The following is a 14,901-nucleotide window of genomic DNA, read 5'->3' as shown; positions in this document are numbered from 1 at the left end:
CGGGGACCGTACGGTCCCCGGCGCGCTGCTACGCACGAGCGGTGGCGGCGGGATTTGAACCCGCGGAGGGCGTAAACCCTCACACGCTTTCGAGGCGTGCTCCTTAGGCCACTCGGACACGCCACCGCCGACGAGGGTACAGGACCGCGGGTTCGGACGCCGAACCGGTATCGCCCGAGCCGGCCTGGCAGGATCTTTGCCATGAGTACGCACATCGGCGCGAAGCCGGGCGAGATCGCCGAGCGGGTCCTGATGCCAGGTGACCCCCTGCGGGCCAAGTGGATCGCGGAGACCTACCTCGAGGGCGCGACCTGCTACTCGACGGTCCGGGGCATGCTGGGCTTCACCGGCCGCTGGAACGGCGTCGACGTCTCCGTCCAGGGCTCCGGCATGGGCATGCCGTCCGCCTCCATCTACGCCCACGAGCTGATCAACGAGTACGGCGTGAAGACGCTGATCCGGGTCGGCTCCTGCGGCGCTCTCAGCACCGACCTGCAACTGCGTGACGTGGTGGCGGCGATCGGGTCGTCCACCGACTCGAACATGAACCGGATGCGCTTCGACGGTCTGATCGACTACGCCCCGGTGGCCGACTTCGGGCTGCTGCGTACCTCGGTCGAGGTGGCCGAGCGGCGCGGCATCGCGATGCACGTCGGACCGATCCTGGCGGCGGACGCCTTCTACACCGACCGGCCGGACCTCTACGACACGCTCGCCGACTACGGCGTGCTGGCGGTGGAGATGGAGTCGGCGGCGCTCTACACGATCGCGGCCCGGTTCAAGGCTCGGGCGCTGACCGTGCTGACCGTCAGCGACCACATCAAGACCGGCGAGAAGACCACGTCGGAGGAGCGGGAGCAGACCTTCAGCCAGATGGTCGAGATCGCGCTCGACACGATCATCGCCTGACCTTCCGGGACGGCGCACCGCAAAGAGCGTGATGACTCACAGGCATCTTGATGCCTCACAGTCATCACGCTCTTTCGCTCACGCCGGGCCAGGCCACGCCGCGCCGGGCCACGCCACGGCACGGCAGGCCACGCCACGCCGCTCAGACAGCGGTGAGCGCCTCCGTCGGGGCGAGCCGGGCGGCGCGGACCGCCGGGTAGAGGCCGGCGAAGCCGCCGATGACCAGGGTCGCGCCCACCCCGCCGAGCATCGCCCACGCCGGCACCACGGTCGGCCAGTCCTGGGACAGCGCGTATCCGGTGGTGACCAGGATTCCCAGCAGCACCCCGCCGACCCCGCCGAGCGCCGAGAGCAGCAGCGATTCGGCGAGGAACTGGGTGCGTACCTGACCTCGGGTGGCCCCGAGCGACCGGCGTAGGCCGATCTCGGCCCGGCGTTCCAGCACCGAGATGACCATGGTGTTGGCAACGCCGACGCCACCGACGAGCAGGGCGACCGCGCCCAGCCCGAGCAGCAGCCCGGTGAAGGCGGCGTCGGTCGCCTCGGCGGCGGCCAGCGCGTCGGACGGGCGGGACACCTCCACCTCGTTGGGCGCCTCCGGGTTGGCGGTCGCGCCGAGCACCGACCGGACGGCCTCGACCTGTGACTCCTCGGCCCGGGTGTAGACGGTGCTCGGATGCCCGTCGAAGCCCAGATAGTCGGTCGCCGCCGACCAGCCGACCAACGCCGACGTGTCCAGCTCCGGGGCGAGCGGCACGGGAGCGAGGACACCGACCACGCTGAACCACCGCCCGCCCAGCCACACCTGTACCTGCGGATCCGCCTCGCCGACCCCCAGCCGATCGGCGGCGGTCGCGCCGAGGACCACCGCCGGGTAGCGGGCGGTGGCCTCGTTGAGCCACGTTCCGCTGGTCACCTCGGCCCCGACGGTGCCGAGCAGGTCCAGGCGGGCCGCCCGGGTGGCGATCCCGCCCGTCTCAGCGGCCGGAATCCGGTCCGAGCGGTAGACCTTGGCGTCGGACACCTGCCCGGTCGCGGACACCTCGGTCACCGGACCGATTCGGCCGATCATGGACACCGACTCCTCGGGGAGCTGGGCGTCCGCGCCGAACAGGGTGTTGCCCGGTTCCACGGTGAGCAGGTTGGTGCCGAGCGCGTCGAGCGCCCGGTCCAACTCGGCCCGGGACGACGAGGAGATGCCGACGACCGCGATCATCGCGGCGATGCCGATCGCGATGCCCAGCGCGGACAGGAACGCCCGCAGCGGTCGGGTCCGCAGGCCCACGCCACCGACGCGCAGGACGTCCCCGGGGCCCATCCGGGCCGGGGTGAGCACCGCCATCAGCCGACCCCGCCCGTCGCGAGGACCGAATCGTGCCGCACCGCGCCGTCCCGCATCCGTACCTGTCGGGGCAGGCTGTCGGCGATCTCCCGATCATGGGTGATCACCACGACGGTGGTGCCGGCCCGGTGCAGCTCGTGCAGCAGTTCCAGCACTCCGGCGCCGGACGTCGAGTCGAGGTTCCCGGTCGGCTCGTCGGCGAGCAGCACGGCCGGCTCACCCACCACCGCCCGGGCCACGGCCACCCGCTGCCGCTCCCCGCCGGAGAGTTCGTGCGGCCGGTGCCCCAGCCGGTGGCCCAGGCCGACCCGGACCAGCGCGGCCTCCGCGCGGTCGCGCCGCCTCCGCAGGGGTACGCCGGAGTAGAGCAACCCGTCGGCCACGTTGTCCACCACCGGAACGCCGGGGGCCAGGTGGAACTGCTGGAACACGAAGCCGATGCGGGTGGCCCGCAGCGCCGACAGCTCCCGGTCGGTGAGCTTCGCCGCGTCGTACCCGTCGATGAGGACGCTGCCCGACGAGGGCCGGTCGAGGGTGCCGATGAGGTGCAGCATCGTCGACTTGCCCGACCCGGACGGGCCGACGATGGCCACCAGCTCGCCGTAGCCGATCCGCAACGACACGTCGTCCAACGCGACGACGCCGCCGGAATACCGCTTGCTGACCCGGTCCAGCACGATCACGTCGCCCGTCACGCCGGCACCACCACCGTCGTCCCCTCGGCGATTCCCTCGCCGGTGACCTCCACCCGCCCGTCGGCGAACAGGCCCGTGGTCACCGCCACGATCCGGCGGGCGCCGCCGTCGACGACCTCGACGCCGTAGCCGCCCTCGGCGAGGGCCAGCAGCGCCGCCACCGGCACAGTGAGCACGTCCGCGCGTTCCGAGGCGGTGAAGGTGACGTCGACGCTGGCCTGGTCGAAGCCGGCGAGGGCCTTCGGATCGGTCACCGTTACGGTCACCTCGATCTTCGTCTCCGCCTCCGCCGCCTGGCCGTTGGCGCCGGCGGAACCGGTCTGGATGACCGTCTCGACCGTGCTGATCGTGCCGTTCACCGCCCGGCCGTCCGGCAGCTTGACCGCGACCTTCGCGTCGCGCTTGGCCAGCCGCTGGTCGTCCACGTCCAACTCGACGGTGACCACCCGGCTGGTGCCGGTGTAGGTGAGCACCGCCTGACCGGGCTGGGTGACCGCGCCGACGTCGAGCTGGTGGCTCTCCACCCGCACCTCCCCGTCGGCGTACACGACGCGCGCGGGCTCGACCCGGCCCGTCTCGGCCAGGCCGAGGTCGTCCTGCCACTCGCGGACCGCGTCGGCGGTCGCCCCGGTGTACTCGTCATCGACCGTGAATCCGTCGTAGCCGAGCGCCACGAGGTTCCGCTCGAACTGCGCGACGTCGGGGCCCTCCACCCCGGGGGCGAGCGTCCGGTACGCGGGCAGTCCGCCGTACAGGAGCACCACCTCCGCGTTGTCGACCAGGTAGAGCGCCTTGCCCCGCCGTACCGTCGACCCCGTTGCCGGCAGTCCGGTGAGCGTGCCGCTCAGCCTCGCCGTGGCGGTACGCGTCGTGCCGTACCCCAGCTCGCCGTCGGCGGTCTGGGAGTCGGCGAGGGTCTGCCGGGTGATGGCGGCGGTGGCCGCCGAAGCGCCGGCCTGGGCGGCGTCGCCGCCGCTCCGGCCGCCGAAGCCGACCGCGGCGATCACTCCCACGGCCGCGACCAGCAGCACGACGCCACCGACGAGGGCAGCCCGCAGCGGTACGCGTCGGGTGGCGCCGGTCACCGGCCACCGCCGAACTGCGGCGCGTACTGCCGGCACTTCTCCATGGCGGCGCGCAGCGCCGGGTCACCGAGGTCGAGCCCGCTGTCGCCCTTGGTGATCTGGATCCGTCCGTCGGCGTCCGGGTCCGGGAAGTTCGGCACGTCGTTCTCCCGCATGCACTTGGCCATGGTGCGCATCTGCTCGGCCTGCTCCGGGTTGAGCTGGGGACCCTGCCCGCCGTTGGGCAGTTTGTCGCGGCACTTCTCCATGGCGGACTGCACCTTCTGCGGGTCGACGTTCTCGCCGAACCGGAACGCCGGCCGGCCGCCCGCCTCCGGGTCGGGCATCTCCACCCCGTTCTCCCGCATGCACCGGGCGAACGCGAGCTGCCGTTCCGAGTCGTCCGCCGGTGTGGCGCTCGCCGTCACGCCGTCCTTCGCCCCGCCGGCGGTCGCGACTCCACCGCCGTCGTCCGCTGGGCCGCACCCGGCCAGTGCCAGCACGAGCAGGGCGGGGATCGCGAGTATCTGTCGCCGCATGGTGTCCGCCTCCGTTTCCTCCTCCGGCGCGGATCGCCGGACGTTGCCGCCCAGTTCACGGCAGCGGACGTATCCGGGGCGTAACCGTGCACGGTTACGCCGCCGTTACCCGCCAACGGGGACCATGGACGGGTGAGAGTGCTGGTGGTCGAGGACGAGAACCTGCTGGCGGACGCCATCGCCGAGTGGCTGCGCCGTGAGTCGTTCGCGGTCGACGTGGCGTACGACGGGGACGCCGCGCTGGAACGGCTCGGCGTCAACGAGTACGCCGTGGTGGTCCTGGACCGGGACCTGCCGGTGGTGCACGGCGACGACGTGTGCCGGGCGATCGTGGACGCGGGCGGGGAGACCCGGGTGTTGATGCTGACCGCCGCCGCGGCGGTACGCGAGCGCGTGGCGGGCCTGGCGATCGGCGCGGACGACTACCTCACCAAGCCGTTCGCCCTGGTGGAGTTGTCGGCGCGGGTGCACGCGTTGACCCGTCGCGCCCGCCCGGCCGCACCGCCGACGTTGCGCCGCGCCGGGATCCAGCTCGACCCGGCCCGCCACGAGGTACGCCGCGACGACCGGCACGTGGCGCTGTCCCGCAAGGAGTTCGCGGTGCTCGCCGAGTTGCTACGCGCCGACGGCGCCGTGGTCTCCGCCGAGGAGCTGCTGGAACGCGCCTGGGACGAGCACATCGACCCGTTCACCAACGTGGTCCGGGTCACCATGGTGAAGCTGCGCCGTAAGCTCGGCGACCCACCGGTGATCGAGACGGTGCCGGGAGCGGGGTACCGCATCCGATGAAGCGGCTCACCATCCGCGGTCGCCTCACCCTGATCTACGGTGGGCTCTTCCTGCTGGCCGGCGTGGTCCTGCTCGCCGTCACGTACGTGCTGGTGGACCAACGGACGCCCCAGCCGTTCGGGGTGAAACTGAGCGACCTGCCGAAGACCACCGCGACGCCACCCAAGCCGGGCAACGGGCAGAACATCGAGACGCTGCGCGCCCTCGTCGAGGAGGCGCAGAGCGAGGCGAGGCGCAACGCGTTGGAGTCGCTGCTCACCCAGGGCGGCATCGCGCTGATCGTGGTGTCGGCGGTGGCCATCGCGTTCGGCTGGCTGCTCGCCGGGCGGGCGTTGCAGCCGTTGCAGCAGGTCACCGACACCGCGCGGCGGATCGCCGGGGCGGACACCGCCGGTCGCGGGCTGCACGAGCGGATCGCGCTCGCCGGTCCCCGCGACGAGGTACGCGAACTCGCCGACACGTTCGACGAGATGCTGGAACGGTTGGACCGTTCCTTCGACGGGCAGCGCCGGTTCGTGGCGAACGCCTCGCACGAGCTGCGGACGCCGTTGGCGCTGAACCGCGCGCTGGTGGAGTTGGCCGTGACGCGGCCGGACGCGCCGGAGGAGACGCGCAGGTTGGGCGAGTCGCTGCTGGCGGTCAACGAGCGGCACGAACGGCTCATCGACGGGCTGCTGACCCTCGCCGACTCGGAGAACGAGCTGACCGAGCGGACGGCGGTCGACCTGGCGGAGGTCTGCGCGCACGTGATCGACCAGGCCGGCAAGCAGGCGCCCGACCTGCCCGTACACCGGTCGCTCGCCCCGGCCCCGACCAATGGCGACCCGGTGCTGTTGGAACGGCTGACATTCAACCTGGTGGAGAACGCGCTACGGCACAACCTGGCCGCCGACGGATGGGTCGAGGTGCGCACCGCCCTGGTGGACGGACGACCCACCCTGACGGTGACCAACACCGGCCCGCTGATCGCCGGCTACGACGTCGAGACGATGTTCCAGCCGTTTCGCCGGCTGTCGCGCGAGCGGGTGGCCGGTACGCGTGGTTTCGGACTGGGCTTGTCGATCGTCCGTGCGGTTGCCCGGGCCCACGGCGGCACCGCCGAGGCGCACCCCCGCCCGGGTGGCGGCCTGGTCGTCACGGTCACCCTGCCCGCAACCTGACCACCCGCCTCCCCCGCGCGGGGCCAGCGAGAGCGCGGGGCCTCAGCGGAAGAAGGCGCGCAGCACGGCGGCGGTCTCGGCTTCCAGCACACCGCCGTACACCTCGGGACGGTGGTTGAGCCGGCGGTCGCGCAGCACGTCCCAGAGCGAGCCGGCCGCACCGGTCTTGGGTTCCCACGCGCCGAAGACGACCGTGGAGACCCGGGCGAGCACCAGCGCGCCCGCGCACATGGTGCACGGCTCCAACGTCACCACCAGCGTGCAGCCGTCCAGCCGCCACTCGCCGGTCCGTTCGGCCCCCCGGCGCAGGGCCAGCACCTCGGCGTGGGCGGTGGGGTCGCCGGTCAGTTCCCGCTCGTTGCGCCCGATCGCCAGCTCGCCGCCGTCCGGGCCGTAGAGCACCGCGCCCACGGGTATGTCGTCGACGCCACCGCTGGGGATCGCCGGGTCGGTGACGGCGACCTCCAGGGCTCGGCGCATCCACCGCTCGTGCCGCTGCCGTCGCCCGATCCCACCGGGGTCGGCCAGGCCCTCGTGCGCGCCCGGCCCGGCTCGGCCCACCGCGCCGGGCGTCGGCTGGCCCGGCCGGATCATCTCCAACGACGGGTCGGTGGCGTCGGCCGGCTCAGACCTCACGCAACTCCTCGACCTCGTCGGCGCAGCCGAGCACCTCGCAGATCTCGGCGGTGACGTCCGCCGGCAGCATCCCCTCGGTGCCGCAGAGCGTCAGCAGCTTCTGCGCGGAGATGCCCAGGTTGGCGAGCAGGTCGGCGTCGCCCACCGGATCGGCCTCCGGGTCGACGGCGGGCTGCTCGCTCTCCTCGTCGCCGCTGGCGGCGGGGCGCGGCTCGTCGTCGCCGTCGAGCCCGGTCACCGACGTCTTCAGGTCACCGACCAGCAGTTGACCCAGCCGGGACTCCTCGGCGTACGCCGAGTCCGATCCGAAGACCCGCAGGTCCTCGCCCTCGTCGAGACGCAGGATCACCAGGTACGCGTCGTCGGCCTCGACAAAGAGCAGCGACACGTCGGCTTCCTGGTCGACGTCGCGCAGCCGGTCGGCGACCTCGTCGATGTCCGTGGCACCCCGAAGGTTGACCTCGGTCGCGGTCCAGCCACTGTCATCACGCACCACGGCCGCAGCGAAGTACGACACGGTTCCCCCAAAAGCCCTCGGCACAGCGCCGACTCGTCAAGGGTGCACGTTAGCCGGTCGGGTCGGCAGGCGACCGGTCAACGCCCCGAGACGCCGGCCAAACCTGACAAAGTCCGATCAGCCAGCTACCCGACGGCGGGTGGCGATGAGTTGGCGTAGACGCTCGGTGCGCTCTCGCTGCGGCCGGCTGCGCTGGCGTACCGCCCGTGCGCCCGCCAACTCGGCGAGCAACTGGAGGCGGCGGCGGTTGCGATCCGGGTCCTGCCGCGGGGTGGTCCAGGCCATAGTGCCGAGAGTGCCGAGTCTCGGCGGCCACGTCAAGACGGCGTTCGCTCCGCAGCCAACCGGGCACGCGACGCAGTCGCCCACGCCCTGATCCGGGTCGGTCCGGCCTCGCTCACCACAGCGGCCAGTCACCGCTCGTCGCCCAGCGCACGGCCACCACGGCGGCGGCGATGCTCCAGCCGCCGGCGGTCACGATGGCCACTCCGGTGGCCACTCCACGGTCGCCGTACCGCACCAGCACCAGCGCGGTGGCCCAGGCGAGCAGGCCGGCCACCACCGTCCACCACGCGTAACCGACCACGTCGGTGCCGAGGAGCCCGAACAGCAGCAGCCAGGCAGCCGCCGCACCGCCGCCGGAGGCGACCCCAGCGCCGGTCACCGGGTGCGGTTCGCGGTAGGTCGGTCTGGTCGGTGGCCCGGCCGGGAAGAGCCCCGACGGGGTACGCGACGCCGGGCGCGCGGCGGCCGGGTCCGGGATGGGGCCTTCTCGGGCGATGCTCACCGGCTGCCCTCCCTCACGCGCGTCGCTCGTCCCCACGGTACCGGTCTGTCAGGATGGCCGAATGCCCTCGCCGACGATCGGTCGCCGCGTGCGTCCGGCGTACCCGATCCTGTTGCTGCTCGCCCCGATGCTCGCCGCCGGTTGCGCGACCACCCGGCCCGGGGTGCCGCCGGACGGCGTCGCCGCGCCGTCGCCGTCGGCGGTCTGGGCGACCGGGGAGCAGCCGGCGGCCCCGCCGGTCGCGCCGACCACGAAGCCCCCGGCCAGCCCGACGCCGTCGTCGGCCACGCCGTCGCCGAGCGCGCCCCGCGCCGGGGTCCGGCATGTCTTTCCGGTACGCGCCGACAACGTGGACTACCACCCGACGCACGGGGCGTACCCTGCGACGGACGTGTTCGCGAACTGCGGTCAGCCGTTCGTGGCGGTGACCGACGGCAAGGTGCTGGAGGTGAGTCGCGTCGACAGGTACTCCAAGAGCGGGCCGCAGGGCCCGGACAACGGCGGCCTGTCGGTGTCGCTGCTCGGTGACGACGGGGTGCGTTACTACGGCTCGCACCTGAGCGTCGTCTCGTCCGACGTCGAGGCGGGGGTCCGGGTGCGTGCCGGTCAGCAACTCGGCAAGGTGGGCCGGACCGGCAACGCCAACAACGTCTGTCACGTGCACTTCGGGATCTCGCCGCCGTGCGCCGGTAAGGACGGGTGGTGGATCCGGCGCGGCGTGATCTGGCCGGCGCGCTACCTGGACTCGTGGCGGCGCGACGGCAACCGGGAACCGGCCGCCGAGGTGACCGCGTGGCAGCGCCAACACGGCTGCCCGAAGGCTCCCTGACATGGCCGCCCGGGACCCCATCGCCGACCTGCGCCGGATCGCGTTCCTGTTGGAGCGGGCGAACGAGGCCACCTACCGGGTGCGGGCGTTCCGTTCGGCGGCCACGGCGCTGGCTGGCCTGCCGGCGGCCGAGGTAGCCGAACGGGCCGGCAACGGCACCCTCACCGAGCTGGCCGGTGTCGGCGACGTGACGGCTCGCTGCGTGGCGGAGTCCCTGGCCGGTGAGGAACCGGTCTATCTGCGCCGGCTGGTGGCGACCGAGGGCAGCGACCTCGATGCCGAGGCCGCGGCGCTGCGCGCCGCCCTGCGGGGCGACTGCCACACCCACTCGGACTGGTCCGACGGCGGCTCGCCCATCGAGGAGATGGCGCTGGCCGCCGTCGAGTTGGGTCACGAGTACCTGGTGTTGACCGACCACTCGCCGCGGCTGACCGTGGCCCGGGGGCTGACCGCGGCGCGGCTGCGCCGTCAGCTCGACCACGTGGCGCAGGTCAACGCGGCGCTGCCGGAGGGTTTCCGGATCCTCACCGGCATCGAGGTGGACATCCTCGCCGACGGGTCGCTCGACCAGGACGAGGAGTTGCTGGCCCGACTCGACGTGGTGGTCGGCTCGGTGCACAGCGGCCTGAAGGACGAGCGGTCGAAGATGACCCGGCGCATGGTGCGGGCCGTTGCCAACCCGCACCTGGACATCCTCGGTCACGTCACCGGCCGGATGGTGTCGTCCCGGCCGGCCGGGGTGACCGGCCCGGGTGACAAGGGGCACCGGGCCCGGACCCGCGCGGAGAGCGACTTCGACGCGGACGCCGTCTTCGCCGCCTGCGCGGAACACGACACCGCAGTCGAGATCAACTCCCGGCCGGAGCGGCAGGACCCGCCGAAGCGACTGATCCGACGCGCCCTGGAGGCGGGCTGCCGCTTCGCGATCGACACGGACGCGCACGCGCCCGGCCAGCTCGACTGGCAGCGGTTCGGCTGCGAGCGGGCCGCGCGCTGCGGCGTCCCGGCCGACCGGGTGGTCAACACCTGGTCGGCCGAGCAGCTCGTGGAGTGGACCCGCAACCGAGCCTGACCGGCGGTCCGGACTGGTCGGGGCATGGCGGCGGGTCAGCGGCGGGCGGGCTCGACGGCGGGCGCGGCGGGCTCGACGGCCGGCGCGGCGGGCTCGACGGCCGGCGCGGCGGGCGCGCTCACGCCGACGACCGGTCGGGGCGTCCGACGGCCGAACACGCCCTGCGCGACCGCGACGCCCAGCAGCACGATGAGCGCACCGACCGGCTGGTGCCAGTTGAGCCGCTCGTCCAGCACCACGGCGCCGATCAGCACCGCGAAGATCGGAATCAGGTACGTGACGGTGGACGCCGTGCTCGCGCCGGCCAACCGGATGTTGCGCATGTTGATGACGAAGGCGAGCCCGGTGCCGAGCGCGCCGAGGGCCAGGACGCTCGCCACGACCTTCGCCGACAGCTCGGTGGGCAGCGGCGGCGCGCCCGCGACGAACGGGGTGACGATGGCGAGCTGCACGGTGGCGAGCAGCAGCTGCGCCGTGGACAGGGACAGCCCGGAGTGCGTGCTGCCGGCGATGAACCGCTTCTGGTACGGGATGGCGACGCCGTAGCAGGCGGCCGCCCCGAAGCACATCACCTGCCCGACGAAGTGCGCCCCTCCGATGCCCTCCCAGACCCCGAGCACGACGAGTACGCCGACGAAGCCCAGCCCGAGGCCGATCGCCCGGCGTACGGTCAACCGCTCGGTCCGGAACACCAGCACCGCGAGCGGCAGCACGATCAACGGCGTCGTCGCGTTCCAGATGCCGGCGAGCATCGACTCGACCCGTTGCTCGCCGTAACCGAAGAGGGTGAACGGCACGGCCACGCCGAACGCGGCGACGACGGCCAGGTGCGCCCACACCCGGGGCTCACGGGGCAGCCGGTCGCGCAGCACCGCAAGGACGACCAACAGGGTCAGCGCGCCGGCGCCGACGCGGTAGAGGGTCAGCTGCACGGGGTGCAGCTCGGCCACGCCGACCTTGATGAACAGGAAGCTGGAGCCCCAGATGGCGGCGAGGGCGAAGAAGCCCGGTAACCAGGCCCGCAGCGGGACCCTGTCAGGAGCGATATCGGTTGTCACCCCTGACACTCTGCCGGAGGGGTGCGACAGAGTCGTCCGCTTTTCCGCTGCTTGGACACGACAATTGACATCGACATCCTGACCGGGCGGTCACGTAGTGTCGCAGCGTGGGACGAATTGATGAAATCGCCAACCGCTACGTGGACAAGTGGGCGCCGTTGAGCCCGACCGGCGCGACCTACGTCGGCATCGCCGGCCATGACAACAAGCTCGACGACCTCTCACCGGACGGATACCGGGCGCGCGCCGACCTGACCCGCGAGATGCTCACCGAGCTGGAGACGGCCGAGCCGGACACCGAGGCGGAGCGCACCGCCAAGGAGGCCATGCAGGAACGGCTCGGTCTGGACCTGGCCCGCTACGAGGCCGGCGAGACGACCAGCGAGGTCAGCGTGATCACCAGCGGGCTGCACGAGATCCGCATGGTGTTCGACCTGATGCCAACTGCGACGGCCGACGAGCAGGCCAACATCGCCACCCGGCTCAACGGCCTCGCCGGCGCGCTGGAGGGCTACAAGACCACGCTGCGTGAGGCGCTCGCCGACGGGCAGGTCAGCTCGAAGGTGCAGCTCGTCGAGGTGGCCAAGCAGTGCGACATCTGGACCGACCCGACCGGGGACAACTTCTTCCACGGTCTGGTCGAGCGGCTGGGCGCGGACGGCACCCTCGGCGCCGAGCTGCGCAGGGGCGCGGCGGCGGCCACCGCGGCCACCGCCGAGTTCGGTCAGTTCCTGCGGGCCGAGCTGGCCCCGCACGGGCGCGACAAGCAGGCCGCCGGCCGGGAGCGCTACGAACTCGCCTCGCAGTACTTCCTCGGCGCGAAGATCGACCTCGACGAGACGTACGCCTGGGGTTTCGCGGAGCTGGCCCGCCTGGAGGCGGAGATGCGGGTCGTCGCCGGGCGCATCGCCGGTTCGGGTGCGACGGTCGACGAGGCGGTGGCGCGGCTCGACGCCGACCCGGCGCGCACGATCCAGGGCAAGGAGGCGTTCCGCGACTGGATGCAGGCGCTCGCCGACAAGGCCATCGCCGAGTTGCACGGCACCCACTTCGACATCCCGGAGCAGGTCCGCCGGATCGAGTGCTGCCTCGCGCCCACCAGCGACGGGGCCATCTACTACACCGGGCCGAGCGAGGACTTCTCGCGGCCTGGTCGGATGTGGTGGGCGGTGCCGCAGGGCATCACCGACTTCTCCACCTGGCGCGAGGTGACGACGGTCTACCACGAGGGCGTGCCGGGGCACCACCTTCAGGTGGCCCAGACGGCCGTCCGGGCCGACCTGCTCAACCGCTGGCAGCGGCTGCTCTGCTGGGTCTCCGGGCACGGCGAGGGCTGGGCGCTGTACTCGGAGCGGCTGATGGACGAGCTGGGTTACCTCCAGGACCCGGGCGACAAGCTGGGCATGCTCGACGGTCAGGCGATGCGCGCCGCACGGGTGATCGTCGACATCGGCATGCACCTGGAGCTGGAGATCCCGAAGGACAACCCGTTCGGCTTCCACCCGGGCGAGCGGTGGACGCCCGAGCTGGGTTGGGAGTTCATGCGGGCGCACTGCCGGGTGCCGGACGAGAACCTGCGCTTCGAGCTGAACCGCTACCTGGGTTGGCCGGGACAGGCGCCGTCGTACAAGGTGGGTGAGCGGATCTGGTTGCAGGCACGCGAGGACGCGATGGCTCGCAAGGGCGCCGACTTCGACCTGCGGGAGTTCCACCGGCAGGCGTTGGACCTGGGCGCGCTGGGCCTCGACCCGCTGCGCAAGGCGTTGGCCCGACTCTGACCGGTGTTCAGCTCGTGGGGCGGCGTCCGGTCCGGACGCCGCCCCACGCTGCGGTCACTGCAACGTCTGCTTGAGGGTGGGTCGGCCGGTCAACGTGTCGCAGGAGATGAAGGCCAGGTCGATCTGCGGGTCGGTGAACGTGAGCGGCAGCGGCGAGGTGACCGGGATGCCGTCGGGGAAGGGCAGGTCCGGAGTCAGGGTGACCTTGATGCCCAGGAACCGGCCGACGAACCGGGTCGCGTAGAAGGTCACGTCACCGTCGATCGTCAGTTGGTCGGTCTCGCTCAACAGCGAGCCGCCCGAAGGCCCCGCGACCAGCAACGCGAAGTCGCTTGTCACCGCCTTGCTCATGGTGAACTTCAGCGCCCGCATCTCGCCGTTGGCGGTGCGCAACGGCTCGACTCCGCGAAACCGCAGGTTCGTCATCTCCACCTTGGACCCGGTCAGTTTCGCGGGGGTGGCCGAGACCTTGGGCATGTCCGGGTCCGCGGCCAGCTTGGGCAGCGGCTTGCCGGGCTCGACGGGCGCGGGCTTGGTCGGCTTCGGGCTGGCACACGAATCGTCGGGGGCGCGGGTGGGGGTCGCCGTCCGGGTCGGGCTGGGTGTGGCGCTGACGCTGACGGTGGGAGTGGCGCTCGGAGTGGCCGACGCGCCGGCTCGCGCGGCGCTGCCGGTGGGCTCGGCCGATCCACCTGTCGGTTCCGCCTCGTCGTCGTCGCCGCCGGTGAACAGGTCACCGATGCCGTCGACGATGTCGGTCAGCAGATTTCCGTCCGACTTATCCGACGTGGCGGTGGGGCTCGCACTCGGGCTCGGGCTGGCCGGAGAGGTGGCGGGGGTGCTGGGCCGGACCGACGAGGTCGGGGTTGGGCAGGAGGGCGCCGCCGCTCGCACCGGCGACGCCCAGTCGACCGTCGTCAGACCCGCGCTGGCGAGGCTCATCAGGAGCAGCGTCACCACGTACGTCTTCGGGTCGCGGGCCACCGTCGACCTCGTCTGGGACGCCTCCGGCTCGGCGGCGAAGGGCGGCATCTCCGTGGTGTCGCCCGCGCTCGCCCGCTCAGCCGGTGCTGGTTCGCGCAACACGGCACGCGGCTGCGGGAGGATGTCGGTGAGCGGCCCGGTGACCTCGTCCTCCCGCTCGCGCTCCGGCAGCAGCTCGTCGACGAGCGGCGCTTCGTCGGCGGTGGCGCCGTCCTCGGCCCGCTCGTCGTCCGGCTCCTCGGCGGCCGGGGGCACCGCCGCGGACTTCTTCACCGGCACCCAGGCGAAGCCGAGCGCGCTACCGACCATGCCCAGCAGCATGCCGATGAAGAACCCGCCGAGGTTGACTCCGATCAGCGAGTAGACCGCGGTCACCGCGCCGACGATGGCATAGAAGATCCGCTGCGCGGGGCTGAGCCACATCAGGAGGCCGCAGGTGACCAGGATGGTGGGGATCAACCAGGACAGGAAGCCGGTCGGGCCCATCTGCAGGGTCAGCCCGGCCAGGCTGACCTTGGTGGTGCCGAGGATCTCCACTCCGGCCAGGATGGTGAAGAGGCCGCCCCAGAATGGCCGGGACCGCCGCCAGCGGCGGAAACCGCGCCAGGCCTGACCGACACGGCCGGGCTGCGCGCGATGAGTGGCGGTCGACACGTACGTCCTCCTGGGGTGAAAGGGGTGGGCAGGACCGAGGCTCGCGTGGGGCGCCCCGCGCGGGCCGCGGGGGCGGCTGCGCAGTAGC

The 14,901-nt window shown here is 72.5% G+C and carries 15 protein-coding genes, 1 tRNA gene and 1 pseudogene; 6 read left to right on the top strand and 11 right to left on the bottom strand.

The features are described 5' to 3' along the window. Nucleotides 1-39: 39 nt before the first annotated feature. Nucleotides 40-126 (bottom strand) — tRNA-Ser (locus tag AB0J36_RS33360). Between the two features lie 75 nt (nucleotides 127-201). Here AB0J36_RS33360 and deoD point away from each other — a divergent pair. Further along, nucleotides 202-909: a purine-nucleoside phosphorylase gene (deoD, locus tag AB0J36_RS33355; protein ID WP_334627940.1), complete on the top strand. Its 708-nt coding sequence runs from the start codon at nucleotides 202-204 to the stop codon at nucleotides 907-909. 142 nt (nucleotides 910-1,051) lie between these two features. Here deoD and AB0J36_RS33350 read toward each other — a convergent pair whose 3' ends face one another. Genes AB0J36_RS33350 through AB0J36_RS33335 form a run of 4 tightly spaced genes read right to left on the bottom strand, consistent with a single transcriptional unit; the run spans nucleotide 1,052 to nucleotide 4,549 of the window. Next, entirely contained in the window at nucleotides 1,052-2,251 is a 1,200-nt protein-coding gene (locus AB0J36_RS33350) for an ABC transporter permease (protein WP_357172728.1), read from the bottom strand. Then, nucleotides 2,251-2,934 carry an ABC transporter ATP-binding protein gene (locus AB0J36_RS33345; RefSeq protein WP_357132979.1) on the bottom strand — a complete coding sequence of 228 codons (684 nt, stop codon included), beginning with the start codon at nucleotides 2,932-2,934 and terminating at the stop codon, nucleotides 2,251-2,253. Before AB0J36_RS33345 ends, AB0J36_RS33350 begins: the two co-directional genes overlap by 1 nt. Before the next feature lie 8 nt (nucleotides 2,935-2,942). Next, on the bottom strand, nucleotides 2,943-4,031 hold the full coding sequence (locus tag AB0J36_RS33340) for a peptidoglycan-binding protein (RefSeq protein ID WP_357132943.1): 1,089 nt from the start codon (nucleotides 4,029-4,031) through the stop codon (nucleotides 2,943-2,945). Further along, nucleotides 4,028-4,549, bottom strand: a complete 522-nt coding sequence (locus AB0J36_RS33335) for a hypothetical protein (RefSeq protein ID WP_363661551.1) — start codon at nucleotides 4,547-4,549, stop codon at nucleotides 4,028-4,030. Before AB0J36_RS33335 ends, AB0J36_RS33340 begins: the two co-directional genes overlap by 4 nt. Before the next feature lie 132 nt (nucleotides 4,550-4,681). On the opposite strand from AB0J36_RS33335, the gene AB0J36_RS33330 reads away from it, so the two are divergent. After that, nucleotides 4,682-5,338 carry a response regulator transcription factor gene (locus AB0J36_RS33330; protein WP_357132947.1) on the top strand — a complete coding sequence of 219 codons (657 nt, stop codon included), beginning with the start codon at nucleotides 4,682-4,684 and terminating at the stop codon, nucleotides 5,336-5,338. Next, complete coding sequence (locus tag AB0J36_RS33325; RefSeq protein ID WP_357132949.1) at nucleotides 5,335-6,498, top strand: HAMP domain-containing sensor histidine kinase; 1,164 nt, start codon at nucleotides 5,335-5,337, stop codon at nucleotides 6,496-6,498. Before AB0J36_RS33330 ends, AB0J36_RS33325 begins: the two co-directional genes overlap by 4 nt. 42 nt (nucleotides 6,499-6,540) lie before the next feature. On the opposite strand, the gene AB0J36_RS33320 is transcribed toward AB0J36_RS33325, so the two are convergent. From AB0J36_RS33320 to AB0J36_RS33305, 4 genes are all read right to left on the bottom strand, one after another. Next, entirely contained in the window at nucleotides 6,541-7,092 is a 552-nt protein-coding gene (locus AB0J36_RS33320) for a nucleoside deaminase (protein WP_363661552.1), read from the bottom strand. 31 nt (nucleotides 7,093-7,123) lie between these two features. Continuing rightward, the gene (locus AB0J36_RS33315) at nucleotides 7,124-7,651 is read right to left on the bottom strand and encodes a tRNA adenosine deaminase-associated protein (RefSeq protein WP_357172739.1); all 528 of its coding nucleotides are present in this window, start codon (nucleotides 7,649-7,651) and stop codon (nucleotides 7,124-7,126) included. Nucleotides 7,652-7,768: 117 nt separating this feature from the next. Then, nucleotides 7,769-7,936 carry a hypothetical protein gene (locus AB0J36_RS33310; protein ID WP_266247104.1) on the bottom strand — a complete coding sequence of 56 codons (168 nt, stop codon included), beginning with the start codon at nucleotides 7,934-7,936 and terminating at the stop codon, nucleotides 7,769-7,771. A 112-nt stretch (nucleotides 7,937-8,048) separates the two neighbouring features. Beyond that, nucleotides 8,049-8,414, bottom strand: a complete 366-nt coding sequence (locus tag AB0J36_RS33305; RefSeq protein WP_357132983.1) for a hypothetical protein — start codon at nucleotides 8,412-8,414, stop codon at nucleotides 8,049-8,051. Between the two features lie 85 nt (nucleotides 8,415-8,499). Here AB0J36_RS33305 and AB0J36_RS33300 point away from each other — a divergent pair, with 85 nt between their 5' ends. Together AB0J36_RS33300 and AB0J36_RS33295 are read left to right on the top strand one after the other, a co-directional pair. Next, on the top strand, nucleotides 8,500-9,267 hold the full coding sequence (locus tag AB0J36_RS33300; RefSeq protein WP_357132955.1) for a peptidoglycan DD-metalloendopeptidase family protein: 768 nt from the start codon (nucleotides 8,500-8,502) through the stop codon (nucleotides 9,265-9,267). A 1-nt stretch (nucleotide 9,268) separates the two neighbouring features. Beyond that, a complete protein-coding gene (locus tag AB0J36_RS33295; RefSeq protein ID WP_357132957.1) occupies nucleotides 9,269-10,339 on the top strand; it encodes a PHP domain-containing protein in 1,071 nt (356 codons plus the stop codon). Here AB0J36_RS33295 and AB0J36_RS33290 read toward each other — a convergent pair. Then, nucleotides 10,222-11,397, bottom strand: a pseudogene (locus tag AB0J36_RS33290) (DMT family transporter); the annotation flags it as partial. The gene AB0J36_RS33295 and the pseudogene AB0J36_RS33290 overlap by 118 nt on opposite strands. A 107-nt stretch (nucleotides 11,398-11,504) precedes the next feature. Between AB0J36_RS33290 and AB0J36_RS33285 the strand changes: the two are divergent. Further along, nucleotides 11,505-13,175 carry a DUF885 domain-containing protein gene (locus tag AB0J36_RS33285; protein WP_363661550.1) on the top strand — a complete coding sequence of 557 codons (1,671 nt, stop codon included), beginning with the start codon at nucleotides 11,505-11,507 and terminating at the stop codon, nucleotides 13,173-13,175. 54 nt (nucleotides 13,176-13,229) lie between these two features. Here the strand turns inward: AB0J36_RS33285 and AB0J36_RS33280 are convergent, their stop codons facing one another. Next, nucleotides 13,230-14,813 carry a DUF6114 domain-containing protein gene (locus tag AB0J36_RS33280; protein ID WP_357172749.1) on the bottom strand — a complete coding sequence of 528 codons (1,584 nt, stop codon included), beginning with the start codon at nucleotides 14,811-14,813 and terminating at the stop codon, nucleotides 13,230-13,232. Nucleotides 14,814-14,901 lie beyond the last annotated feature (88 nt).

Origin of the sequence: Micromonospora sp. NPDC049662 (assembly GCF_040675055.1) — a bacterium.
Classification (GTDB): Bacteria; Actinomycetota; Actinomycetes; order Mycobacteriales; family Micromonosporaceae; genus Micromonospora.
The sequence above is the reverse complement of the archived record's forward strand: the minus strand, read 5'-3'. Positions and strand labels throughout refer to the sequence as shown.